Raw genomic sequence first — 24,812 nt, 5'->3', positions numbered from 1 at the left:
GGGCCTTATCGATGTCCGTGGTCGACCGGCAGGAGTGGGACGTCGTCGTGGTGGGCGCGGGCGGCGCGGGCCTGCGCGCCGCCATCGAAGCCCGCGAGCGGGGCGCCCGTACGGCCGTGATCTGCAAGTCGCTGTTCGGCAAGGCGCACACGGTGATGGCCGAGGGCGGCATCGCGGCAGCGATGGCCAACGCCAACGAGAACGACTCCTGGCAGGTGCACTTCCGCGACACCATGCGCGGCGGCAAGTTCCTCAACCAGTGGCGGATGGCCGAACTGCACGCCCAGGAGGCGCCGCAGCGGGTGTGGGAACTGGAGACCTGGGGGGCGCTGTTCGACCGCACCAAGGACGGCCGGATCTCCCAGCGCAACTTCGGCGGCCACGAGTACCCGCGCCTCGCCCACGTCGGCGACCGTACGGGCCTGGAGCTGATCCGCACCCTCCAGCAGAAGATCGTCGCGCTGCAGCAGGAGGACTTCCGTGAGACCGGCGACTACGAGTCCCGGCTGAAGGTCTTCCAGGAGTGCACGGTCACCCGCGTCCTGAAAGAGGACGGGAGGGTCTCGGGGGTCTTCGCCTACGAGCGCGAGTCGGGCCGCTTCTTCGTGCTGGAGGCACCCGCCGTGGTGATCGCGACCGGCGGCATCGGCAAGTCCTTCAAGGTGACGTCGAACTCGTGGGAGTACACCGGCGACGGCCACGCGCTGGCCCTCCTCGCCGGCGCTCCCCTGCTGAACATGGAGTTCGTGCAGTTCCATCCGACCGGCATGGTCTGGCCGCCGTCGGTGAAGGGCATCCTCGTCACCGAGTCGGTGCGCGGCGACGGCGGTGTGCTGCGCAACTCCGACGGCAAGCGGTTCATGTTCGACTACATCCCCGACGTCTTCAAGGACAAGTACGCCGAGACGGAGGAGGAGGGCGACCGCTGGTACGACGACCCGGACCACAACCGGCGCCCGCCCGAGCTGCTCCCCCGCGACGAGGTCGCGCGGGCGATCAACGCCGAGGTGAAGGAGGGGCGCGGCTCCCCGCACGGGGGCGTGTTCCTCGACGTGTCGACGCGGATGCCCGCCGAGGTCATCAGGCGCCGGCTGCCGTCGATGTACCACCAGTTCAAGGAGCTGGCGGACGTCGACATCACCGCGGAGGCGATGGAGGTCGGGCCCACCTGCCACTACGTGATGGGCGGGGTCGCCGTCGAGTCCGACACCGCGGCGGCGCGCGGGGTGCCCGGGCTGTACGCGGCAGGTGAGGTGGCCGGCGGCATGCACGGTTCCAACCGGCTCGGCGGCAACTCGCTGTCCGACCTGCTGGTGTTCGGCCGCCGGGCGGGCCGGCACGCGGCCGAGTACACGGTGGGGCTGGGCGCGGCGCGGCCCGTGGTGGACGACGCCCAGATCGACGCGGCGGCGGCCGAGGCCCTGCGGCCCTTCTCGGCCGAGGCGGAGACCGAGGAACCGGCCGGGGGCCCGCCGGAGAACCCGTACACCCTGCACCAGGCACTCCAGCAGACGATGAACGACCTGGTCGGCATCATCCGCCGGGAGGCGGAGATGGAGCAGGCCCTTCAGAAGCTGGCCGAGCTGCGGGTGCGGGCGCGCCGGGCCGGGGTCGAGGGGCACCGGCAGTTCAACCCGGGCTGGCACCTCGCCCTGGACCTCAGGAACATGCTGCTGGTCAGCGAGTGCGTGGCGCGGGCCGCGCTGGAGCGCACCGAGTCGCGCGGCGGCCACACGCGCGAGGACCATCCGGGAATGGACCGCGCGTGGCGGCGGATCAACCTGCTGTGCGCGCTCACCGACCCGACGGGCGGCCTGGCGGCGACGGACCCGGTCCGCGGCCAGATCGCCCTCACCCGGGAGACCACCGAACCCGTCCGTGCCGACCTGCTCGCCCTGTTCGACAAGGAGGAGCTGGTCAAGTACCTCGCCGAAGAGGAGCTCTACGAATGAGCGGCTATACGGCCCACTTCAAGGTGTGGCGCGGGGACGTGGGCGGCGGCGGCCTGGAGGACTTCAAGGTCGAGGTCAACGAGGGCGAGGTGGTGCTCGACATCATCCACCGCCTCCAGGCCACCCAGGCGCCCGACCTCGCCGTGCGCTGGAACTGCAAGGCGGGCAAGTGCGGTTCGTGCTCGGCGGAGATCAACGGCCGCCCGCGGCTGATGTGCATGACGCGCATGTCGGTGTTCGACCGGGAGGAGACGATCACGGTGACGCCGCTGCGGGCGTTCCCGGTCGTCCGTGACCTGGTCACCGACGTGGGCTTCAACTACACCAAGGCCAGGGAGGTCCCGGCCTTCGTGCCGCCGGCCGGTGTCGCTCCGGGCGAGTACCGGATGATGCAGGAGGACGTGGACCGCTCGCAGGAGTTCCGCAAGTGCATCGAGTGCTTCCTGTGCCAGGACACCTGCCATGTGGTCCGCGACCACGAGGAGAACAAGCAGGCGTTCGCCGGGCCCCGTTTCCTGATGCGGGTGGCGGAGCTGGACATGCACCCGCTGGACGCGGCGGCGGAATCCGGCCTGGACCGCAAGGCCACCGCCCAGGACGAACACGGCCTCGGCTACTGCAACATCACCAAGTGCTGCACCGAGGTCTGCCCCGAGGGCATCAAGATCACGGACAATGCGCTGATCCCGCTGAAGGAGCGGGCGGTGGACCGCAAGTACGACCCGCTGGTGTGGCTGGGCTCGAAGATCAGGAGGCGCTCTTCAGCAGGCTGAGCGCCTGGTGGAGGTTGTGTTCCGCGATCTCCCGCATCCGCTCCGGGTGCGGGAAGTCGCCCTCGATCAGGGTCAGCGGGCCCGAGACCAGACCGAGGTGCATCGACAGGCGGTAGAGCCGCAGGCGGGCCTCGTCCAGGCCGGGGGCGCGCAGGGCCTCGTAGTGGGGGCCGAAGCGGAGCCGGAGGAAGACGTGTTCGTGCTCCACGTCGAAGTACATCAGGCCTTCGACGTCGATGAGCGCGGGCTGTCCGCCGGGCGTGAGCAGGACGTGGTCGGCCCCGAGTTCGCCGTGGATCAGGGTGTGGCGGTCGCGGGGCCCGACCTCGGCGGCCAGGGCGTGGATCTCCTCCTCCAGCTCCCGGCGGGCGACGGCCGCGCGGGGGTCGCGTGCGGCGGCTTCGGCGATGCAGCGCAGGGCGGCCTCGGTGACGCGCTGCGTGCAGGAAACGCCGTACGAGGAACCGCCGCCGTCCACGACGGCGACCTTCCCGAAGCGGGGACCGGTGTGGCTGTGCAGGGCGGCGAGCAGCTCGGCCATCCGCTCCAAGGCCTGCGGAGCCCCGTCGGGGTCGCGGGCCAGGGCGTCCTCCAGACTGCCGCCGGTCAGGTCCTCGACGACGGCCACGTCCGCGGGCAGGTGCGTGTGCGTGGAGTCGGCGAACCGGAGGCGGGGCGTGCGGACACCCGCTGCTGCCAGGCGGTCGTGGGCCGCAGTGAACAGGCCGAGGCCGGTGCCGTGGGAGAAGGGGTCACGGGGGTCGGGGTCCGGCTGGTCCCAGTAGTCCTCGTCGGCGGACCAGACGTAGGCGACGGCCGTGGAGCCGTCGTCGAGGGTGAGGCGGTAGACGCCCTTCTTGGTGCCGCCGCGCAGGCGTTCCACGCCGGTGAGGGCGCGGGACCGGCCCAGCGCGGCGCGGGCGAGGGGGGCGAGGTCGGTGACGGTGAGGGGGCGTCGGGTCGTGGTCACCGCACCCAGTCTTCCTTGTACGCACGCCAGTCCGCCTCGGTGGCGGCGAAGTCGATGTACAGCGCGACGCCGAAGTTGGCCCGGTCGGCGTCGGTGCGGGACAGCCCGAGCCGTACGCCCCGTACGGCCGCGGGGACGGTCTCGGCGTGGCCCCAGTGGGTGAAGTTGCTCTCGTAGTAGAAGGGCAGCCCCATCAGCAGGTCGGTGGAGGGCGGGGTGACCTCCAGGGCGAGGGAGGTCTGCTGGGCGACGAAGCCGCCGTAGGTGCCCTCCAGGGGCTGGGCGGTGTCGTACGACATCAGGGCGATCTGGTCGACGCGGCGGGCGACCTGGCCGAAGAACTCCTGCGACCACCACTTGGGGTGTTCGGTGAACAGGCCGAACACGGTGTGCAGGTTCGGGAGCGGGTCGATCTGGTGGGCGGCGACGGAGAGTTGCGCGTCACGGGAGCGGGTCTCGCGGCGCAGGGCGTCGAGAAGGGTGAGGAAGTCGCGGTCGCCGGACGGCATGGGTTCCAGGTCGATGTGAATGCCCTCGTAGCTGGTGTCCAGGACCTGGCGGGCGGAGCGGACGACGGCCGCGCGGGTGTCCGGGTCGTTCAGGAGCATGCCCTCGCTGTTCTCGGAGGCGAGGACGTCACCGAGGAAGGCCTGGACGCGGACGCGGGGGATCTTCTCGTGGACGGCGTCGATGAACCAGCGGGCCCTCGGATACACCGACTTCGGGAGGGTGCCGTCGTGCTCCAGCGGACCCGAGTGGACGTACAGGTCACGGATGCCGGTGTCCTTCAGCCGCCGCGCCAGGGCGTCGACGTCGGCGTCCTTCTTCCGTCCGTCGACCCAGGCGTGACCGAGCCAGAGGGCGTCGCGGTCGCGGGTCTGGGTGCCGTCCGCCGGGTCGCCCATGTAGTTGACGCGGAGGGCCGTCAGAACGGCGAGGAGGGGGAGCAGGAGGAGCAGGGGGACGGCGATGGCCGTACGTCTCACCCAACGCCTGCGCCTCGTATCGCTCTTGGGGCCGGGCGTGGGTTCCCCCTGCGGCGGTGCGGAGTTCTCGCTGTCGCCGGTTTCCGTGCGGTCCATGCCGTCTCCCCCGGTGATGCGGTTGATGTTGCCGGGGAGGACGAGCAGAACGGGCGTTCGGTTGCGATCAGCCGGGGGTCCGGGCGGGTGCCGTACGCGCGGAGGCCCCCGCGGGCCGGGCGGGCGGCTCCGCCGGCGGGACGGCGGTGAGGCGGTAGCGGCTTTTCCGCCGCGGGGCCCCTCAGAACAGGCTCAGCAACGCCTCCGCCGGATCTGTCAGGCTCGTGTCGCCTCCGGGCAGGGGCAGTTCGAACCACACCGTCTTGCCCCGGGGCGTGCGGCGGGAGCCCCACGCGGCGCTGAGGAGGCCGACCAGCTGGAGGCCGCGGCCACCCTCGTCGGTGTCGCGGGCGCGGCGCCGGCGGGGCTGGACCAGGCCGGAGTCCCAGACCTCGCAGACCAGGGTGCGGTCGAGCAGGAGGCGCAGCCGGATCTCGCCCTCGCCGTAGCGCAGGGCGTTGGTGACCAGTTCGCTGACCAGCAGTTCCGTGGTGTCGACCAGGGGTTCCATGTCCCAGGCGAGCAGCTGGGCGCGGGCGTACTCGCGGGCCCGGCCCACGCTGCGCGGCTCGCGCGGCAGGGTCCAGTCGCCGACGGAATCCGTGGGCAGTCCCTGTACACGTGCCATCAGCAGCGCGATGTCGTCCTCGCCGTGGTGGGTGTCGAGGGTGTTGAGGACGTGGTCGCAGACGTCCTCCAGCGGCTGGGTCGGGTCGGAGAGCGCGCTGACGAAGGCCTGGAGCCCTTCGTCCAGGGGGTGGTCGCGGCTTTCGACCAGGCCGTCCGTGTAGAGCGCGAGCAGGGCGCCTTCGGGCAGTTCGACCTCGACCTCTTCGAAGGGCTCCCCGCCGACGCCGAGCGGCATGCCCGGCGGCACGTCGAGCATCAGCGCCGGCTCGCCCGGCTCGACCAGGACGGGTGGCAGATGTCCCGCGTTGGCGAAGGTGCAGCGCCGGGTGACGGAGTCGTAGACGGCGTAGACGCAGGTGGCGAGGTACACCTCCGACAGGTCCGCCTCGCGGGGGCGGCGGGCCGCCCGGGTCGCCTGCTGCACCCCGCCGGGGGCGCCGAGGCCGCGGGCGATCTCGTCCAGCTGGGAGAGCACCTCGGCCGGTTCCAGGTCGAGCTGGGCCAGGGTGCGGACCGCCGTGCGGAGTTCGCCCATGGCGACGGCGGCGCGCAGCCCGCGGCCCATGACGTCGCCGACGACCAGCGCGGTGCGGTGCCCGGGCAGTTCGATGACGTCGAACCAGTCGCCGCCGACCTCGCTGGGCCGGCCGGTGTTGACGCTGCCGGGCAGGTAGCGGCAGGCGATGTCGAGACCGGAGGCCTCCGGGTCGCCGGGCGGGAGCAGGGACCGTTGCAGTATCAACGCGCGTTCGTGCTCACGGCGGTAGAGGCGTGCGTTGTCGATGCAGACGGCGGCCCGCGCGGCCAGTTCCACGGCGAGGTCGCGGTCCCGGTCGCCGAACGGCTCGCTGCCCTTCGTCCGGGCGAACTGCGCCAGCCCGACGACCGTGTCGTGGGCGACCATCGGCACCGCGAGCGTGGACTGCACCAGCCCGCCGTCCTCGCCCGGGACGGTCTGCGGACGGGCCGTGCGCAGGGCGTCCGCGCAGGACGAGTTGAACGGGTAGTGGTGGACGGCCCCCACCGCGACGGGCACGCCGGTGCCGGCGAAGGGCGCGTCGGAGACGGCGCTGGCGAAGGCGACCCGGCGCAGCTCGGCGCTGCCGTCGGCGAGGCCGGGCGGGGTCTCGTCGCCGGCCAGCAGGCCCTGGTAGAGGTCGACCGTGGCCAGGTCGCAGAACCCGGGGACGACGACGTCGAGGAGTTGCCGTGCCGTGGTCTCCAGGTCGAGGGAATTGCCGATGCGGGCGCCGGCCTCGTTCAGCAGGGCGAGGTTGCGCCGGGCGGCGGCGGCCTCGCGGGCGGCGGCGCGGCGGGCGGTGATGTCGATGCCGAGCCAGGCGATGCCGATGGGGCGGCCCGAACCGCTGTGCACGCGATAGAGGTTGACGGACCAGTGGCGGCGCTCGTCGGAGCCCGGCACGAAGCCCGTGACGTGCATGTCGGTGATGGAGCTGCCGGTCTCCAGCACCCGCCGCAGGGTGGCGGCGACCCGGTCGGCCTCGCCGCGCTGGAGGTAGTCGTGGACGCCCTTGCCGCGGTGGTCGTCGGGCGTGCCGCCGAAGATGGAGGCGAACCGCTGGTTGACGCGGCGGACCCGCAGATCGGGGTCGATCAGCAGGAAACCGAACGGGGATTGACTGAAAATGGCCTGCGAGGCGGCGAGGTCGGTCTCGATGCTGCGCAGCGTGCGCACGTCGACGACGATGCAGACGGCGGCCTTCTCGCCCTCCTCGGTACGCGTCGGCATGACGTACACCTCGGCGAGCCCCTCGTGGCCGCACTCCCCCTCGACGCCCCTCGGCATCCGGAAGGGCACCACGCCGGTCCACTCGCGGCCGTCGAGGATCTCGGCCATCTTGCGCATGCCGCGCTCGCGGTGGCGCGGGTCGATGAACGCCTCGATGGGGTCCATGCCGACGGCGCGGTCGGCGGGGATGCCGAAGAGGTGCTCGGCGCGCAGGCTCCACTGCTCGACCAGTCCGTCGGGGCCGATGGAGAAGGACGCGACCTTGATGTAGTCGTAGATGGATCCGGGGGGACTGCTCTGCCACATGCCGTCCCCCTGCGGGACCCCGTCGGCCGCGAGCGCACCTCCCACCGCGGAGGCCAGGCCGTCGGCAGCCCTCGCCCTCGCGCCCTCCGACGGGTCCTCGGACTCCGTGGCCTTCGCTGGTATCTCGCTCACGCGAACCGTCCCCTCCAGCTCACCGCGTCCGGCACCGGTCACCGGGGGCGGCTGCCCGCAGTATCCAGCACTACGGTGCCGCACAACACGGTGTTCACGATCACAGCACGGTCCCGATGGTTTTCGGTCCGGACCGTGACAACACTTCCAGTCTTCTAACCAGGGGACACGGCGTCGAATCCCGTCGGCCGGCAACCGCCACTGGCCTGAACCATTCGCTCTACAGCGGCAGGACGTACGTACACCGGATTTTCACTCCGGCACCGCGAGTTCGAACCACACCGTCTTGCCCGAGACGCCGGGCCGGGTGCCCCACCGGCGGGAGGAGGAGGCCACCAGGTGCAGTCCGCGGCCGCTCTCGTCATCGAGTCTGGCGGCCCGCTCGCGGGGCGGGTCCGGCAGCGGGTCGGAGACCTCGACCAGGAGGACGGCGCCCAGGTCGGAGGGGCGGACCAGGCGGACCCCGATGGGGCCCGTGGCGTGCCGCAGGGCGTTGGTGACCAACTCGCTGACCAGCAGTGCCGCGAGGTCCGCGAGGCTGTCGAGACCCCAGTCGCGGAGCTGGCCGCGCACGGCCTGGCGGGCGGTGCGTACGGCGCCCGGTTCGGCGGGAAAAGCCCACTCGGCGCAGTCACCTTCGGTGTCGATCACGCCGATCACTTCCCAGGCAGGAGCCCCGCCCATGTCCAAATTCATGGGGTTAATGGGCACATACCCGATATCCGGGGCGGAGTATCGCGCGGGGCAGCGCACAGTGGCACGAAAGGCCTAGGGGCGCTCCCGTGACCACGCGATCGGGCCGCACCCCCCGGCCGGCTTCAGGCGCCGGGCCCTTCCTGCACGTCCGGGCCGGGACCGCCGGGGGCGAGGCCCTCGACGAACCCCAGGTGGGCGAGCGCCTGCCGTACGGCCGGGACGTCCTGGTCGAGCCAGGGCACGTCCCAGATCTCGCCGGGGCCGAGCCAGCGCAGTTCGTCGTGGTCCTGGAGGGGCTCGGGGGGTGCGGAGCCGGGCCGCAGCCGGGCGGTCCACACGTGCAGGACGTACGGCGCCCTGAGGGGCCACTCCCCCGGGACGCGGCCGTCCACCTCGGCGTCGACGCCGAGTTCCTCGCGCAGTTCCCGCGCGAGTGCGGCGTCGGCCGTCTCCCCGGGCTCGACCTTGCCGCCGGGCAGCTCCCAGCGCCCGGCCAGCTCGGCGGGCGCACTTCGCCGGGCGGCCAGCAGCCGCCCGTCCTCGAACAGCGCGGCCCCTACGACGATCCGCTCACTCATGCGGGGAGCCTACGGGAGCCCCGCCAGCCTCCGGGGCCCTCCCCGGGCCGCTCCCGCGGCGTCAGTCGTGCGCCACGGCCGGCCCGTTCTGACCGAGCCGCTCGACCCAGTAGAGCTGCTTGTGGCCGCGACCGTCGAGGCTGTCCGCGATCTTCTGGGCCTCGGCCCGGGTCGCGTACCGGCCCACTCGGTAGCGGTTGCCGTTGTCGTCCTCTCGTATCACGAGCCAGGGAAGAGTGACCGTGCTGTCGTTCATCGCGCCCCTCCACTTCCCACCCGCGGCCTGTGCCGTACCCCACCCGCTAAGGAAACCGCAATGCGCATATGCCCGACCCTACGCCTAACCTTCACGGAGCGAATACGGCTTTTCACAAAGAGGTACGCAACCAGCCAGAACCCAGGGGCGCACGGTGACGAACGCGCCGTCCGCGTACCTCGGCGCAAGCAGCCGGAGGCATACCGCATACACGCCCGTCGACCTGCGCACATGACGAACGCCCCCGGGACCCTCGCCACCCCGCCCCGCGACGGTCCGCAGGGCGGCGGTGTGAGCGGGGCGCGCGGGGAGCGCACCGCGGGGCGGATGCGGGCGCCGGCTACTTGACCGGAAGGTGGTAGGCGACCCGGTACCGGTCGGCCGGGATGACCACGTCGGCCGTCTCGACCGGGCGGCCGGAGGCGTAGAACGTGCGCTGGACGACCAGGACCACATGCCCCGGGACACCGCCCAGGACGAGCAGTTCCTCGGCGAGGCCCGGCCGGGCGCCGACCTCCTCCGTGACGTTGTCCACGATCACGTCGATGGCGCGCATGCGCTCGACGACGCCCATGCCGCCGACCGGCCCCTCCTCCGGCAGCATCACGGGCGTACGGCCCGTCACGGCGAGGGGCTCCCAGGACATGGAGAGCATCATCGCCTCACCGCCCTCGCGGTAGAGGTACCGCGTGCACATGACCCGCTCGCCCGGTTCGATGCCCAGCCGCTCGGCGACCGCGACACTCGCCTCGGACTGCTCGCTGCTGGACTCCCAGGTGCCGCGGCCCTCGCCGTCGGCCTGCTCCTGGCGGAACGGGGTGGCCCCGCCCGTCGGGCGGTAGCCGGAGCGGGAGATGCGCCGGGGCACGGGCCGCTCGCGCACATACGTCCCCGAGCCGGAGCGGCCCTCGACCAGGCCTTCCGCCATGAGCACCTTGCGGGCCTCCAGCGCGACGGTGTCCGAGACCCCGTACTCCTGGCGGATTCTGGCCTGGGAGGGCAGGCGGGTGTGCGGTGGCAGCTGACCGTCGACGATCTTCTGGCGGAGATCACCCGCGACGCGCAGGTACGCCGGCTGCTCACCGAATGTCACTGGCCGCTCCCATCAGGTTGTACAGACAGCAACAGCGTGGCAACCGTAGGTTCCGCGGTGCAAGCAAAGGCCAGAGAATCACTCGATGTGATGACATGGTGGCCCTGAGGGCTTTACGCAGGCGGTTTCTCCCCGCTATGGCGGCCGTCACACCTGTGCTTCGGGGTCCCGGCTCTCGTCCTCCCCAGGGACCGGCGGGGTCGCCGCCAGCCCGAGGGCCTTGCGCGCCGTGACGGTCGCCCGGCCGTCCACGAAGCCGTACGCCTTGTCGTAGTGCGTGTAGTACGTGCCGGCGTCACCGGCGGTGCTCGCCTTCCGCCACTCCTCCCGGGCGTCCTCCAGGTCCTCGACCAGACCGGCGACGGGCTTGCGGGCACCGGCCGGCCAGGTGTGTCCGCGCAGCGCCTCGGTCTGCTCGCCGAGCACGTCGTGGACCCGGCCGGCCCAGGCCCGGTGGGCGGTGAGGTCGTCGTCGGGGGTGTTCTCCGGCTCCTCGTAGAGTGCCGCGTCGAGGGCGTTGGCCGTCGACAGGAAGGCGGCCTGGTCGGTGTCGAGCGTGGTGGGATCGCCGCGCAGGGAGCCGGTCAGCTTGATCCCGGCCTCGGTGTTGCCGAAGAGGCAGGTGATCGCGCGGTCGCCGAAGCGCCAGCTCTCCCGGGACGGCAGCAGGTAGTACACGTCGACATCGGCCGGCATGGCCCAGGTGTCCATGGCGTACCGGCCCTGGAGGGCGTAGCACTTCTCGTCGGCGATGCCGGTGATCCTCGCGTCACCGGGGAAGGCGCCGCCCGGCAGCGTGACGACCGCGAACACCTCGCCGTCGTGCCGGCCCTCGCACGGCACCCGGTCGACGTCGTAGGTGTCGCCCTCCAGCCCGCCGGGCGCGTCGAAGCAGTCGCCCTTGGCCAGCGAGAGGCTCTCGTTGCCCCGCGCGCCGTCCTTGAAGCCCTCCCAGACCTCGGACGCGGCTCCCGTGGTCAGCACGACCGCCCACAGCACGATTCCGGCGGACGACAGCACCGACCCGGCGATCGCCATGCCCCGGCCGCTCTGCCCGGACCGCCGGATCTGCCGCAGCGCGACCAGGCCCAGCACGAGCCCGGCGGCGGGCAGGAAGCAGAGCACGCCGAACACGAGGGCGGCGACGGCCAGGGCGTTGACGGAGACCGGGGTGCCGTACGGACGCCCGGCGGGGCCGTACGGGCCGTATGTCCGCGGCCCGTTGGCCGGGGGCGGGCCGCAGAGGCCCGGGGGCGGCTGGTTCCCGGGGGGCGGGGGCGTCGACACGGGTACGGTGCTCCTGGCTGAGGCGGTGGGCGGGTCCGTCGTAGGGCTGGGCGCATCGTAGGGGGCGGGGGACGGGGGCGGAATGCGGTCGATGCACACGGCGGTACGGGCGGCGAACCGGTTGACGGCCCGCTGGGCCTCGGAGGTCCGTGCGGGCACGGTGTTCTCGGCGGCGGGGGTCTGGCCGCTGCTGGCGCTCCTCGCGGACGGGGCGGCGGGCGCGGCCCGCGAGGAGCTGGAGGAGGCGCTGGGCCTGCCGGCCCGTCAGGCGGGCTCGGCGGCGCGGGAGTTCCTTGCGGTGCTGACCGGGATCGACGGCCTGTCCTGCGCCCTGGGGCTGTGGACCGCGCGGTGCGTGGAGCTGCGCGAGGAGTGGGCGGCGGGGTTGCCGGTGGGGGCGCACGGGGTCCTCACGGGGGATCCGGGGGCGGACGGGCGGGCGCTGGACGCGTGGGCCGCCGAGCGGACCGGTGGGGCGATCGGGCGGGTGCGGGTGGAGCCGACGCCGGACACGTCACTGGTGGTGGCGAGTGCGCTGGTCCTGGGGGCGGACTGGGAGGTGCCGTTCGAGGGGCATTTCGGCAGCTGGCTGGGCCGCCACGACCGGGCGGGGCTCGTGCGGGAGGTCCCGGACCTCGACGGCGTCGCCGTGGCCCGCACCGGAGCGGGAGCCGTCACGCGGGTGGTGGTGCGCGGCGTGAGCAGGGTCGACGTCCATCTGCTGCTGGGCACGGAGCGGATGGGGCCGGGCGAGGTGCTGGGCGCCGGGACGGGCCTTGTGTCCGGCGCGCTGGACGCGGTGCCGGGAAGCCGGCTGCCGGAGGGTGAGGCCGGCCCGGGGCTGTACGTCTTCAAGCGGCGCACCCACACGCCCGAACCGCCGTCGCTGTCGCTGTTCACCGTGGAGTTCACCCTGCGGACCGAGCACGACCTGCTGGCCTCGCGCGACCTCTTCGGTCTGACCACGGCCGCCCGCGACACCCCGGGCGCCGCGCCCTTCCCCGGCGTGAGCCGCACGCCGCTCGTCCTGGACCGCGCGCGGCAGAGCATGACGGCCACGTTCGGCGCCGAGGGTTTCAGGGCGGCGGCGGTGACGACGTTCGCCGCGGTCTACCAGGGCCGGTCGCCGGAGGAGCCGCCGTACGAGACGACCCGGGCGATGGCCTGTTTCGACCGTCCCTTCGGGCTTCTGACGGTCCACCGTGAGAGCGGGCTGGTCCTCGCGGCGGGGTGGGTCGTCGATCCCGCGCCGCTCGCGGGGGACGAGGGCGGTCACGTCGCGGACGCCCCGGCGGAATGACGCGGGCCCGTCCATCCCACCGGGAAGACCGCCTTCACCGTGAAGCCGCCGTCGGGCGCGGGGGCCGCGTGGAAGTCGCCGCCCAGCAGGTGGGCCCGTTCGCGCAGGCCCACCAGGCCGTGGCCGCCGCCGGGGAGGGCCGGCCGGGCGCTGACGCGGCAGGGGGCGGTGTTGTGCACCTCGACGTGCAGGCCGGCCGCGCAGCGCACCCGCACCCGTGCCCGCGCGCCCGGGGCGTGCTTGCGGATGTTGGTCAGCGCCTCCTGCACCGTGCGGTACGCGGCGCGTTCGACCGGCTCGGGCAGCGGGGCCGGGGGGATCGACACATCGAGGTCCACCGCGAGGCCGCTGTCACGGACCAGGTCGGTGAGGCCGGCCAGTCCGGTCCCCGGGGCGCCCTGCGCGTCGGGGTCTCCCGCCGTGCGCAACACCCCCACGAGGTGGCGCAGTTCGGTGAGGGTCTGGGCCGACAGTTCGTGGATCGTCCGGGCCGTCGTCCGCACGTCCGTGTCCCCCGGCCGGCCCACCTGGAGCGCCCCGGCCTGGAGGCTGATCAGGCTCACCTTGTGCGCGACGACGTCGTGCATCTCCCGGGCCAGCCGGTTGCGTTCGGTGGCCAGCACCCGTTCGGTCAGGACCTGGTTCTCCCAGGCCCGCCGCTCCGTCGCCGCCCGCAGGCGCTCCTGCCGCGACCGGACGGACCGGCCGAGGACGACGACGCCCGCCGCCACGCCGCAGCAGTCCAGGGCCAGCAGCGCGGTCTCCCGGTCCAGGGCGAGGGAGGAGAGCCCGGCCGCCGGGTGGGGCAGGAACCATGCCACCGCGACCGCCGCCGCGCCCGCCACGCCGACGAGGGCGTGCCCGCGCCGGACGGCGACGCAGTAGAGCGCGATCAGCGGGGCGAAGGCGATGTGCCCGAGGTACAGCCCCGGCAGACCGGCGAGCACGGCCGCTTCGGGGGCCCGGCGCCGCAGCAGCAGCGCGCCGGCGGCGACCAGCGCCAGCCACGTCCCGAGGCCCGGGGTGAGTCCGTTGACCACCAGTCCGTCGACCAGGGCGACCAGCACCGGAAGCGCCCCGGAGGCGATCCGCCGTACGGCGCCGGGGGCCTGGGGCCGGCCGTCCCCCTCCCCGGCCGGAGACACCCCGTTCATCATCGCCCCGGCCCCGTGTCGACGAGGTCGGCCCGGTCCGCGACCACCGCCGCCTGCACCCGGTTGAGCCCGCCCAGCTTCGCCAGCACGGCGCTCACATGGTCCTTGACCGTGCCGTGCGCCAGGTGCAGCCGGCCCGCGATGGCCCGGTTGCTGAGCCCGGCTCCCACCAGGGCGAGCACCTGCCGCTCCCGGCCGGTGAGCGCCCGCACCCGCCGTACGGCGTCCTCGTCACGGCCGGAGAGCAGGTAGCCGTCGATCACCTGCCCCACCGCCTCGGGCGCCAGCACCCGGCGGCCGGCGGCCAGCGCCCGTACGGCGTCGATCAGTTGCTCCGGCGCGGTGTTCTTCATCAGGAACCCGGCCGCTCCCAGGCGCAGCGCCTCGTCCACGTGTTCACGGGCGTCGAAGGTGGTCAGCATCGCCACCGCGGGGGGTCGCGGGAGGGCGGCGACCTGCCGCAGCACGGCCGGCCCGTCCACGACCGGCATCCGGATGTCGAGCAGCAGCACGTCCACCCGCCCGTCCCGTACGGCCTCCACCGCGCCCACGCCGGCGCAGTCGGCGACGACGGTGATGTCGTGCGCCGAACCGAGGATCACGCGCAGTCCGGTGCGCACCAGTGGCTCGTCGTCCACCACCGCGACTCGTATCACTTCCGCCCCCCGCCCAGCGCGAACACCGTTCGTTACGACGTCCCTCCCCCGTGCGGCGTTGCACCGGCGCCGTGTGCCACCTGCCACACGGCGGCCCGGACCCCGCCGGTCGGCGGGGTCGGTTCCCGCCCTCGGACGGATGCCGCCGGCCGGTGCCGCGCTGCCAGGATCCATCGGGACGCCGATCACCACGGGCCCGTCGAACGGGCCGTCAGCACAACGCGAGGACGCACATGCACCACACCCAGGACCGCTCCGCCCGACGCCGACGCACCCACGCCCGCATCCTGGTGGCGTGCTGCACCGCCGGTGCGGTGCTGCTGACCGCAGCGGGCGCGCACGCCGGGACCGGCGACGACGGCTCCCGCGCGTCCCTGGCCGTCCAGGCGGCCGAGACGGTCGAGCGCGTCACCGGAACGTCCGACCTCGTCCCCGGCACGCCCGTCGCCGGCGGAGCCACGCACGCGGAGGTCGGCGACGAGACGTCCGCCGCCCGCATCACCGCGCCGGCCACCGCCGACGGCGCCGTGGAGTTCGCCTACGGCTCCGACGTGCTGCGCCTGACCCTGCCCGGCAGCGCCGACGCGCAGGCCACGACCAGCGCCAACGGCACGGTCGTCTACCCGGGCGCGGGCGAGGACGTCGACCTGGCCGTGCAGCCCAACCGGGACGGGGTGCGCGCCCTGATCACGCTCAAGGACGCGGACGCCCCGACCGAGTTCCGGTTCCCGCTCGGCCTGCCCGCGGACGCGGAGACCGAGACCCTTGAGGACGGCTCCGTCCTGGTCACCCGCGGTGAGGAGTACCTCGGCACGTTCGACGCGCCCTGGGCGAAGGACGCGCGGGGCGAGGCCGTGCCCACCGAGTACCGCGTCGAGGGCGGGGCCCTCGTGCAGACCGTGCGGCCGGGGCCGGGCACGGCCTTCCCGGTGGTGGCGGACCCGGCGTGGTTCATCCCGCTGGCGATCGTCGCCGGGCGATTGCTGCTCACCCAGGGCGTCAAGAGCATCTCCAAGCACGCGGCCCAGCGCATGGCCCAGCGTGGCATCAGCCAGGAGATGGTCGCGCGTACGGTGAAGACCGGCAAGAAGACCAAGGGCAAGTCGCCGGGCACGTGGAAGTACACCACCGGCAAGATCTGGGTCGTGATCAACAAGGCCGGCAACGTCGTGTCCGTCGGCCGCAACTGAGCCCGTTCCCGAGAGGCGAAGCATGCACATCGAGTACGACCGCGAGAACGACACCGCGTATGTCTCTCTCGTCGCACACATCGCGGACGGCGCCGCCGTCCGGCAGATCCCCGTCGACGGGGTCGGGGCGGACGCCGAGGTGTTCCTCGACGTGGACGCGTCGGGGCGGCTGCTCGGCATCGAGGTGATCGGTGCGGGTGGGGCTCTGCCGGTGGAGGTACTGGAGCAGTCCTCCGCGGGCTGAGGCGCGGGGGCCAGGCCGGAACGCCTGGCCTGCGCCGGCCTGCGCGGCCTGGTGCCCCGGCCTGGTGCCTCGGCCTGCTGGGCCGTCCGGCTGACCGGCCGGGGCCGGCTGCCTTCGGCGGACCGGTGAGGCGCGCGGGCGGTTCGCACCGTCGCGATCCGGCCGGCCCGCCGAGGCGCCGACGGCGCGGAGTGCCCGGGCAACCGGGCGAGGTGCCGGCGACGCGGACTGCCCGGGCAACCGGCCGAGATGCCGCGGACGGCAGGGTGGTGAGGCTCCATGGCCGCCGCCCGCCCGGCCAGTTGGCTGGCTGGCTGGCTGACCAGCGGAGCAGGGGGGCGCAGCGCCCCGAGCCGCCGAGCCGCCGAGCCGCGGAGCGGCCGAGCGGCCGAGGCGTCGGCGGCGGCAGGGTCGTGAGGCTCCATCGCCGCCGTCCGGCCGGCCCACGGAGCAGGAGGGTGTAGCGCACGCTCCGTCACCGGCCGGCCGAGCGGCCCGAGTTGCCACCGGCGGCGTCGGCAAGCGAGGCAGGGGGCGCTCCGCCCGTGCCTTCCGGCAGACCGGGTGCCTCCCGCAGTGCAGAGGGACTATGCCTGCTCCGTCACCGACCGGGCCCACCGGCCCGAGTTGCCGCCGACGGCGCTCGCCTGCGGCGCATCGGGCTCCGCTTGCGCCTTCCTCCTGCGCCTTCCGGCCGGCCCTCGGAGCACGCGGCGCAGCGCCGCTCCATCACCGTCAGGGACCGGCCCGACCCGACCCACCGACGGTGCTCACCTGCATACAGGTCCTCTCCGGCAGGGCAAGGGGCGCTACGCCCGCTCCATGACCGGCCGGCCCACCGGCCCAGCAGCCTGCCGCAGCACACTGCGGCGTGACGCCCGTTCCGTGGCCGTCCGGGCGACCAGCCCGTGTCGCCGCCGGCAGTCCAGGGGCGGCGCACCACCGGCCCGGCCGTCCGGCTTCCCTCGCAGCGCAGGACCGCGCCACACCCGCTCCGTCACCATCCGGCCGGCCCCTCGGCAACGCCCCGCCTCCCACCCCCCGCGGAGCGTCCCGGCGGCTGACGGGGCGTCATAAGGGTTCTGCCGGTCCGTGCAGAGCCCTTGTGCAATTCCTGTGGAGGCCTCAATCTTTCGCTGACGCACAGGAGTAGCCGCTGGCTTGACATGGTCATGACCCACTGGCCTCATCGGCGGCGACCGACGGGCGTGCACCACACCCCACAGCGCACCACCGATTGAGGAGGACCCCTCAGATGGCAGTGATGCGTACTCCCCGCAGAACCTCCCGGCGAAGACTGGCCGCGCTCGGCGCGACGGCCACCGCGGCCCTCGTCGCGAGCCTCGTCTCCGCCCTCCCCGCCGGCGCCGCCCCGGCCGCCGCCGAAGGGCGCATACAGTACGAGGGCGCCGCGAACGCCGTCGCCGGCAGCTACGTCGTCACCCTGAAGTCGGAGAAGGCCGCTTCCGCCGAGGGCCGCGCGCTCGCGCACAAGTACGGCGCCGACATCGAGCGGACGTACACCAAGGCCCTGAACGGCTACGAGGTCGAGGCGTCCGCGTCCGAGGCGAAACGTCTCGCCGGCGACCCGGCCGTCGCCTCCGTCGTGCAGAACCGGACGTTCTCGATCACCGGGACGCAGCCCAGCCCGCCGTCCTGGGGCCTGGACCGCATCGACCAGAAGAGCCTGCCGCTGAACAGCTCGTACACCTACCCGGACTCCGCCGGCGAGGGCGTCACCGCGTACGTCATCGACACCGGCGTCCGCATCACCCACGGCGACTTCGGCGGACGCGCCTCCTACGGCTATGACGCCGTCGACAACGACAACACCGCCCAGGACGGCCACGGCCACGGCACGCACGTCGCCGGCACGGTCGCCGGAAGCGCCTACGGCGTCGCCAAGAAGGCCAAGGTCGTCGGCGTCCGGGTACTCAACAACTCCGGCCAGGGCACGACCGCCCAGGTCGTCGCCGGCATCGACTGGGTCGCCCGGAACGCGGTCAAGCCGGCCGTGGCGAACATGTCCCTCGGCGGGCCCGGCGACACGGCCATCGACACGGCCGTGCGCAACGCCATCACCTCCGGCGTCACCTTCGTGGTCGCGGCCGGCAACGAGTCCACCAACGCCTCGACCCGGTCCCCCGCACGGGTCACCGAGGCCGTCACGGTCGGTGCCACGACGTCGAGCGACGCCAAGGCGAGCTACTCCAACTACGGCACCGTCCTTGACCTGTTCGCGCCCGGCTCGTCCATCACCTCGGCCTGGAGCACGAGCGACTCGGCGACCAACACCATCTCCGGCACGTCGATGGCGAGCCCGCACGTCGCCGGCGCCGCCGCCCTGCACCTGGCAGCCAACCCCACGGCCACACCCGCGCAGGTCTCCGCCGCGCTGACGTCCGCCGCCACCACCGGCGTCGTCACCAGCCCCGGCACCGGTTCACCCAACCGGCTCCTGTACGTCGGCGGCGGTACGACCACCCCGCCCGGCCCGCGCTTCGAGAACACCGCCGACCAGGCCATCGCCGACAACGCCACCGCCGAGTCCCCGGTGACGGTCTCCGGCGTCTCCGGCAACGCCCCCTCGGCCCTGGCCGTCGAGGTGCACATCGTCCACACCTACATCGGTGACCTCCAGGTCCAGCTGATCGCCCCCGACGGCACGGCGTACACGCTGAAGGCGTACGGCACCGGCGGCAGTGCGGACAACATCGACACCACGTACACCGTGAACGCCTCCTCGGAGGCCGCGAACGGCACGTGGAAGCTGCGCGTGAGCGACAACGCCCGCTACGACACCGGGCGGATCGACGCCTGGGCGCTCCAGTTCTGACCTCTGCGACGTCAGCGACCTCGGTGACCTGAGCGACCTGAGCGTTCTGAATGACCTGAGCGACTTGAACGCAGGGGCCGGGCTCGTGCGAGTCCGGCCCCCATCCCCACGTGACGAACCCTCAGCCGGGGTCCCGGCGCAGCAGGCCCAGTTCCGCGTTCATCTCGGCGAGGAACCGGACGACCACCTCCAGCTCCTCGGGGCTGAAACGGCCCCGGGCCGCGTCGGTGCTCCGGGCCAGGGGGCGGAAGTAGTCCCGGGCCAGGCCCCGGGCCGCGTCGGCGTAGTGCAGGTGCACCACCCGGCGGTCGCCGGCGTCCCGGACGCGGCGGATGTGCCCGGCCCGCTCCAGCCGGTCGAGGCACGCGGTCACCGCGCCGGACGTGAGATTGAGCTGACCCCGCAGACGGCCCGGCGTCATGGGCTCGCCCCCGGCCTCCGGGTCGGAGTCGGCGTCCAGGATCGCGATCAGGGCCTGCATGTCGGTGAGGTGCAGCCCCTGCGCCTGGGCGAACTCCTGGGCGATGCGGTTGAACTCGCTGTTCATCCGGCGCAAGAGAACGGCGAAGGACTGCAACCCCGTGGGGTCGTCCGCCGGAAGAGATGCCGTGGGTGCACCGGAGCCGCTCATCCCCCCAGCCTAGTATCTCTCAATGATTGAGATACTTTACGAGTGAGTTACTTCCTCTACGGCTTGGGATGCGCATGAGTACCGCACAGCGTTGGGCCCGGCGGCTCGTACCGCTCGTTCTGCTGCTCGTCTGGCTGGGGGTGGGCGGAACGCTCGGTCCCTACGCGGGCAAGCTCGGCGAAGTGGCCAGCAATGACCAGGCCGCCTTCCTGCCGCGGAGCGCCGAGTCCACCCGGGTGCTCGAAGCCCGCGCGGCCTTCGACCGGTCCGAGACCGTCCCGGCGATCGTGGTCTGGACGGCGGACGGGGAGCGGTTCACGAAGGAACGGCAGGCCGAGGCCGGCCGTGCCGTCGCCGCGCTCGCCGGGAAGCCCGGCGTCGTGGGCCGCCCGTCGCCCGCCCTGCTCTCCGACGACCGCGAGGCGATACAGGTCGTCGTCCAGCTGGAGCCCGACCTGGGCGACGAACTGCCCACCGTCCTCGACGCGGTGCGCGAGGCGGCCGGGGCCGTGCCGGACACCACGGCGCAGATCGCCGGGCCCGCGGCCAGTCAGGCCGATCTGTCGGACGCGTTCGCGGGCATCGACGGACTGCTGCTCGGCGTGGCCCTCGGCGCCGTGCTGCTGATCCTGCTGCTGGTGTACCGGAGCGTGTTGCTGCCCTTCCTGATCATCCTGGGGTCGGTCTTCGCGCTGGGCCTCGCCTGCGCGGTGGTCTACGCACTGGCCGACCGGGACGTGGTCCGGGTCGACGGACAAGTCCAGGGCATCCTGTCGATCCTGGTGATCGGCGCCGCCACCGACTACGCCCTGCTGCTGGCCGCGCGCTTCCGTGAGGAACTCGCCCTGCGCGGGGACCGCTTCGGGGCCGCGACGGCCGCCGTACGCCGCTCGTTCGGCGCCATCACCGCCAGCGCCGCCACCGTCGCGCTCGGCCTGCTGGCCCTGCTCGCGAGCGACCTCACCAACAACCGCGCCCTCGGGCCGGTCGGCGCCATCGGCATCTGCTGCGCCGTGCTCACCACGCTCACCTTCCTGCCGGCCGCGCTGGCCCTGCTGGGCCGCACCGCCTACTGGCCGTCCCGGCCGAAGCCCCCGGAGGAGTCCGGGGAGGGCAGCGGCGTGTGGCGCCGGGTCGCGAGGACGGTGAACGGCCGGCCGCGGCGGACCTGGGCGGTGACGGCGCTCGTGCTGGCCGTCTTCGCGGCCTTCTCGCCCTCCCTGTCCTCCAAGGGCGTGCCGCTCGACGAGATCTTCGTGAACGACGCGCCCTCGGTGGCCGCGCAGACGACGCTCGGTGCGCACTTCCCCGGCGGGTCCGGCAACCCGGCCGTCATCATCGCCGACGCCGGCCGGACCGCCGAGGTGACGGCCGCCGCGCGCAGCACAGAGGGCGTGGCCTCCGCCGGCGCCGTCTCCGCCTCCGGACGGCCCGGGGCGGGCGAGCCGCTCGCGGTCGACGGGCGGGTGCGCATCGACGCCACCCTGGAGGCCGCCGCGGACAGCGACGCGGCCAAGGAGACCGTCGAGCGGCTGCGCGCGCGGGTGCACGCGGTGCCCGGGGCGGACGCCCTGGTCGGCGGGTACACGGCGCAGCAGTACGACACCCAGCAGACCGCCGCCCGGGACCGGACGGTCATCGTGCCGATCGTGCTCGCCGTCATCCTGCTGATCCTGATGCTGCTGCTGCGTTCCCTGCTCGTGCCGGTGCTGCTGGTCGCGACCGTGGGGCTCAACTTCCTGGCGACGCTGGGCGTGTCGGCGCTGGTCTTCCAGAACCTCCTCGGGTTCAGCGGGACGGACGCCTCGGTGCCGCTGTACGGCTTCGTGTTCCTGGTGGCGCTCGGCGTCGACTACAACATCTTCCTGATGTCCCGGGTCCGGGAGGAGGCGCTCGCGCACGGCAACCGGCAGGGTGTGCTGCGCGGGCTGACCACGACCGGCGGGGTGATCACCTCGGCGGGTGTCGTGCTCGCCGCGACGTTCGCGGCGCTGATGGTGATCCCCCTGGCGTTCCTGGTGCAGATCGCGTTCATCGTCGCCTTCGGGGTGCTGCTCGACACGCTCGTGGTGCGCTCGCTGCTGGTGCCCGCGCTGATGATCGACATCGGGCCCCGGGCGTGGTGGCCGAGCGCCCTCGCCCGCGACGAGCCGGTGAGGTCCGGCGGCGGTACTCCCTCCGGCTGAACCGTCGGCATCACCCGTGTCGTGCATCCGCGAAGCGCCCCGGGCGGGAAAGGTTCGCGTCGGGGCGGCCGCGCTCCGGCGGCACGGCGACGGTTCCGGAGGACGGAGGCACGACGATGGCGACGGACGGGCGGCGGCTGCACTGCCTGGTCACCGGGGCGTCCGGATACATCGGCGGGCGCCTGGTGCCGGAACTGCTCCAGGAGGGCCACAGCGTCCGGTGTCTGGCCCGCTCCCCCGGCAAACTCCGCGACCACCCCTGGGCGTCTCACGCCGAGACGGTCCGGGGGGACGTCACGGACCCGGAGTCGCTCGCCTCGGCGATGCGCGGGATCGATGTCGCCTACTACCTGGTGCACGCCCTCGGCTCCGGCTCCGGGTTCGAGGACACCGACCGCGCCGCCGCCCGGATCTTCGCCGAACAGGCCCGGGCGGCCGGCGTACGGCGGATCGTCTACCTCGGCGGGCTCACGCCGCGTGGCGTCCCCGAGGGGGAGCTCTCCCCGCACCTGAGGTCCCGGGCCGAGGTGGGGCAGATCTTCCTCGACTCGCCCGTGCCCGCGACCGTGCTGCGGGCCGCCGTCGTCATCGGCTCGGGTTCGGCGTCGTTCGAGATGCTGCGCTACCTCACCGAACGCCTGCCCGTCATGGTCACCCCCAGCTGGGTGCACACCCGCACCCAGCCCATCGGCGTTCGGGACGTGCTGCGCTACCTCGTCGGGTCGGCCACCATGCCGGACGACGTCGACCGGGCCTTCGACATCGGCGGGCCGGACGTCCTCACCTACCGCGACATGATGCGACGCTACGCCGCCGTCGCCGGACTGCGGCGGCGGTTCATCGTGCCGGTCCCGGTCCTCACCCCACGGCTGTCCAGCCACTGGGTCGGCCTGGTCACGCCGGTGCCCGCCTCGCTCGCCCGGCCGCTGACCGAGTCGCTGCGGCACGAGGTCGTCTGCGGCGAACACGACATCGCCCGGTACGTGCCGGACCTCCCGGGCCGGCCGCTGCCGTTCGACGAGGCGCTGGCCCTGGCGCTGCGCAGGGTGCGCGAGGCGCAGGTCTCCACGCGCTGGTCCTCGGCGTCGGTGCCCGGGGCGCCCAGCGACCCGCTGCCCACCGACCCGGACTGGGCGGGCGGCAGCCTCTACCAGGACGAACGGCAGCGGCCGGTCGACGCGTCCCGGGCCGCGCTGTGGAAGGTCGTCGAGGGCATCGGCGGCGACAACGGCTGGTACTCCTCCCCTCTGGCCTGGGCGGTCCGCGGCTGGCTGGACCGGTTCGCGGGCGGGGTCGGGCTGCGCCGCGGCCGACGGGACACCGAGCGGCTGAGGGTCGGCGACTCGCTGGACTTCTGGCGGGTCGAGGAGATCGAACCGGGTCGTCTGCTGCGGCTGCGCGCCGAGATGCGGCTGCCCGGCCTCGCCTGGCTGGAGATGTACGCCGAGACCGACGAGAAGGGCCGCACCCGCTACCGGCAGCGGGCCCTGTTCCATCCGCGCGGCCTGCTCGGCCACGCCTACTGGTGGAGCGTCGCCCCGTTCCACTCCGTCGTGTTCGGCGGCATGGCGCGCAACATCGCGCGGGCCGCGTCCGAGGGCACCGGCGGACGCCGCGGCGCCTCGCGCATCCGGCGGGCCCGCGAGCGGCGAAGTGTCCGGGAGCAACGCACGCAACCCGCACCACCGCACCAGGAGTGACACCATGACCGTCGCGGTCGTCCTGTTCACCTCGGACCTGCGCCTGCACGACCATCCGCCGCTGCGCGCAGCCCTGAACTCGGCGGACGAGGTCGTGCCCCTGTTCGTCCGCGACCCCGCCGTCCACGCCGCCGGATTCGACGTGCCCAACCGCGTCGCGTTCCTCGCCGACTGCCTGGCCGACCTCGACTCCTCGCTGCGCCGGCGCGGCGGACGGCTGGTCGTGCGCACCGGGCCGGTCGCCCGGGAGGTCCGGGCGGTCACCGCCGAGTGCGGCGCCACGGAGGTGCACATGGCCGCGGGCGTCACCGGCTACGCCCACCGCCGGGAGGAGCGGCTGCGCGCGGACCTGGGCGCCGGCGGCATCGCGCTGCGGGTGCACGACAGCGTGGTCACCGCCGTGGCACCGGGGAGGGTGACACCGGTCGGCTCGGACCACTTCGCCGTGTTCACCCCGTACATGCGCCGCTGGTCCAGGGAGCCGCTGCGCGACCTCCTGCCGGCGCCGCGTGCGGTGCGGGTCCCCGAGGCGGTGCGCGGCGAGGAGCCGCCCGCGCGCGCGGGGGTGGCGGACGTGTCGCCGGATCTGCCGGCCGGCGGGGAGAGCGCGGGGCGCGACCGGTTCGCCCGGTGGGCGGACACCGGCCTGTCCCGGTACGAGGAACGGCACGACGACCTGGCCGGTGACGCGACCTCACGGCTGTCGCCGTACCTCCACTTCGGGGCGCTCTCGCCGGTGGACGTCGTCCGGCGGGCCCGTGAGAAGGGCGGCGCCGGGGCGGACGCGTTCGTCCGTCAGCTGTGCTGGCGCGACTTCCACCACCAGGTCCTCGCCGCCCGGCCCGAGGCGTCCGTCCAGGACTACCGCACCCGGGGCGACCGGTGGCGCGGCGAGGAGGAGGCCGCCGAGGACATCGCCGCGTGGCGGGAGGGCCGCACCGGCTACCCGGTGGTCGACGCGGGCATGCGCCAGCTGCGCCACGAGGGCTGGATGCACAACCGGGCCCGGCTGCTGGTGGCGAGCTTCCTGACCAAGACGCTGTACGTGGACTGGCGGATCGGCGCCCGGCACTTCCTGCGGTACCTGGTGGACGGCGACCTCGTCAACAACCAGCTGAACTGGCAGTGGGTCGCCGGCACCGGCACCGACACCCGCCCCCACCGCGTCCTCAACCCCGTCCTCCAGGGCAAGCGCTACGACCCGGACGGCACGTACGTACGGCGCTGGGTGCCCGAACTGGCGGACGTCGGCGGCGCCGCGGTGCACGAGCCCTGGCGGCTGCCGGCGGACGAGCGGGCCGGGCTCCGCTATCCGGCGCCGCTCCTCGATCTCGGCGAGGGCCTGGCCCGCTTCCGGCAGGCCCGTGGCCGCGACTGAGAATCGGGCACCCGACGCATCCGGAACACCAC

Annotated in this window: 20 protein-coding genes; 9 read left to right on the top strand and 11 right to left on the bottom strand. The window is 73.5% G+C overall.

The genetic code is table 11. From position 1 onward, the window contains the following. Positions 1 to 11: 11 nt before the first annotated feature. A complete protein-coding gene (locus RFN52_RS26325; protein WP_184849582.1) occupies positions 12 to 1,952 on the top strand; it encodes a fumarate reductase/succinate dehydrogenase flavoprotein subunit in 1,941 nt (646 codons plus the stop codon). Further along, entirely contained in the window at positions 1,949 to 2,725 is a 777-nt protein-coding gene (locus tag RFN52_RS26320; RefSeq protein WP_184849580.1) for a succinate dehydrogenase/fumarate reductase iron-sulfur subunit, read from the top strand. The genes RFN52_RS26325 and RFN52_RS26320 overlap by 4 nt, the downstream gene beginning before the upstream one ends. Here RFN52_RS26320 and RFN52_RS26315 read toward each other — a convergent pair. The 8 genes from RFN52_RS26315 to RFN52_RS26280 form a co-directional block, all read right to left on the bottom strand. Then, positions 2,700 to 3,695 (bottom strand): phosphotransferase family protein, encoded by a 996-nt coding sequence (locus RFN52_RS26315; protein ID WP_184849578.1) that lies wholly within the window; start codon positions 3,693 to 3,695, stop codon positions 2,700 to 2,702. The genes RFN52_RS26320 and RFN52_RS26315 overlap by 26 nt on opposite strands. After that, positions 3,692 to 4,777, bottom strand: a complete 1,086-nt coding sequence (locus tag RFN52_RS26310) for a glycoside hydrolase family 18 protein (protein ID WP_184849576.1) — start codon at positions 4,775 to 4,777, stop codon at positions 3,692 to 3,694. The genes RFN52_RS26315 and RFN52_RS26310 overlap by 4 nt, the downstream gene beginning before the upstream one ends. 181 nt (positions 4,778 to 4,958) lie before the next feature. Then, positions 4,959 to 7,595 (bottom strand): SpoIIE family protein phosphatase, encoded by a 2,637-nt coding sequence (locus RFN52_RS26305; RefSeq protein ID WP_184849574.1) that lies wholly within the window; start codon positions 7,593 to 7,595, stop codon positions 4,959 to 4,961. A gap of 252 nt (positions 7,596 to 7,847) precedes the next feature. Then, a complete protein-coding gene (locus RFN52_RS26300) occupies positions 7,848 to 8,291 on the bottom strand; it encodes an ATP-binding protein (protein ID WP_184849572.1) in 444 nt (147 codons plus the stop codon). Positions 8,292 to 8,413: 122 nt separating this feature from the next. Beyond that, on the bottom strand, positions 8,414 to 8,869 hold the full coding sequence (locus RFN52_RS26295; RefSeq protein ID WP_184849570.1) for a (deoxy)nucleoside triphosphate pyrophosphohydrolase: 456 nt from the start codon (positions 8,867 to 8,869) through the stop codon (positions 8,414 to 8,416). A gap of 61 nt (positions 8,870 to 8,930) precedes the next feature. Next, positions 8,931 to 9,125: an SPOR domain-containing protein gene (locus RFN52_RS26290; protein WP_033311135.1), complete on the bottom strand. Its 195-nt coding sequence runs from the start codon at positions 9,123 to 9,125 to the stop codon at positions 8,931 to 8,933. Between the two features lie 340 nt (positions 9,126 to 9,465). Continuing rightward, positions 9,466 to 10,218 (bottom strand): GntR family transcriptional regulator, encoded by a 753-nt coding sequence (locus tag RFN52_RS26285; RefSeq protein WP_184849569.1) that lies wholly within the window; start codon positions 10,216 to 10,218, stop codon positions 9,466 to 9,468. A gap of 147 nt (positions 10,219 to 10,365) precedes the next feature. Then, positions 10,366 to 11,505 carry a DUF4190 domain-containing protein gene (locus RFN52_RS26280; RefSeq protein WP_184849566.1) on the bottom strand — a complete coding sequence of 380 codons (1,140 nt, stop codon included), beginning with the start codon at positions 11,503 to 11,505 and terminating at the stop codon, positions 10,366 to 10,368. A gap of 82 nt (positions 11,506 to 11,587) precedes the next feature. On the opposite strand from RFN52_RS26280, the gene RFN52_RS26275 reads away from it, so the two are divergent. After that, positions 11,588 to 12,805, top strand: a complete 1,218-nt coding sequence (locus RFN52_RS26275; protein ID WP_184849565.1) for a serpin family protein — start codon at positions 11,588 to 11,590, stop codon at positions 12,803 to 12,805. Here the strand turns inward: RFN52_RS26275 and RFN52_RS26270 are convergent. Together RFN52_RS26270 and RFN52_RS26265 are read right to left on the bottom strand one after the other, a co-directional pair. Next, positions 12,778 to 13,959 carry a sensor histidine kinase gene (locus tag RFN52_RS26270; RefSeq protein ID WP_374050223.1) on the bottom strand — a complete coding sequence of 394 codons (1,182 nt, stop codon included), beginning with the start codon at positions 13,957 to 13,959 and terminating at the stop codon, positions 12,778 to 12,780. The genes RFN52_RS26275 and RFN52_RS26270 overlap by 28 nt on opposite strands. After that, on the bottom strand, positions 13,959 to 14,615 hold the full coding sequence (locus RFN52_RS26265) for a response regulator (RefSeq protein ID WP_184849561.1): 657 nt from the start codon (positions 14,613 to 14,615) through the stop codon (positions 13,959 to 13,961). Before RFN52_RS26265 ends, RFN52_RS26270 begins: the two co-directional genes overlap by 1 nt. A gap of 233 nt (positions 14,616 to 14,848) precedes the next feature. Between RFN52_RS26265 and RFN52_RS26260 the strand changes: the two genes are divergently transcribed. From RFN52_RS26260 to RFN52_RS26250, 3 genes are all read left to right on the top strand, one after another. Further along, positions 14,849 to 15,805: a DUF4258 domain-containing protein gene (locus RFN52_RS26260; RefSeq protein ID WP_184849559.1), complete on the top strand. Its 957-nt coding sequence runs from the start codon at positions 14,849 to 14,851 to the stop codon at positions 15,803 to 15,805. Positions 15,806 to 15,827: 22 nt separating this feature from the next. After that, on the top strand, positions 15,828 to 16,049 hold the full coding sequence (locus tag RFN52_RS26255) for a DUF2283 domain-containing protein (RefSeq protein WP_184849557.1): 222 nt from the start codon (positions 15,828 to 15,830) through the stop codon (positions 16,047 to 16,049). A gap of 1,255 nt (positions 16,050 to 17,304) precedes the next feature. Continuing rightward, positions 17,305 to 18,885, top strand: a complete 1,581-nt coding sequence (locus RFN52_RS26250) for a S8 family peptidase (protein WP_184849555.1) — start codon at positions 17,305 to 17,307, stop codon at positions 18,883 to 18,885. Positions 18,886 to 19,006: 121 nt separating this feature from the next. Here the strand turns inward: RFN52_RS26250 and RFN52_RS26245 are convergent, their stop codons facing one another. After that, positions 19,007 to 19,516, bottom strand: coding sequence for a MarR family winged helix-turn-helix transcriptional regulator (locus RFN52_RS26245; RefSeq protein ID WP_184849553.1), 510 nt, complete (start codon positions 19,514 to 19,516; stop codon positions 19,007 to 19,009). 74 nt (positions 19,517 to 19,590) lie between these two features. Here RFN52_RS26245 and RFN52_RS26240 point away from each other — a divergent pair, with 74 nt between their 5' ends. From RFN52_RS26240 to RFN52_RS26230, 3 genes are all read left to right on the top strand, one after another. Next, a complete protein-coding gene (locus RFN52_RS26240; protein ID WP_184849551.1) occupies positions 19,591 to 21,702 on the top strand; it encodes an MMPL family transporter in 2,112 nt (703 codons plus the stop codon). Between the two features lie 116 nt (positions 21,703 to 21,818). After that, the gene (locus RFN52_RS26235) at positions 21,819 to 23,402 is read left to right on the top strand and encodes an SDR family oxidoreductase (RefSeq protein WP_184849549.1); all 1,584 of its coding nucleotides are present in this window, start codon (positions 21,819 to 21,821) and stop codon (positions 23,400 to 23,402) included. A gap of 4 nt (positions 23,403 to 23,406) precedes the next feature. Further along, positions 23,407 to 24,780, top strand: coding sequence for a cryptochrome/photolyase family protein (locus RFN52_RS26230; RefSeq protein ID WP_184849547.1), 1,374 nt, complete (start codon positions 23,407 to 23,409; stop codon positions 24,778 to 24,780). Positions 24,781 to 24,812 lie beyond the last annotated feature (32 nt).

It is taken from the genome of Streptomyces collinus (assembly GCF_031348265.1).
Taxonomy (GTDB): Bacteria; Actinomycetota; Actinomycetes; order Streptomycetales; family Streptomycetaceae; genus Streptomyces; species Streptomyces collinus.
Note: the sequence above shows the minus strand (reverse complement) of the source record. Positions and strands in the feature narration are given on the sequence as shown.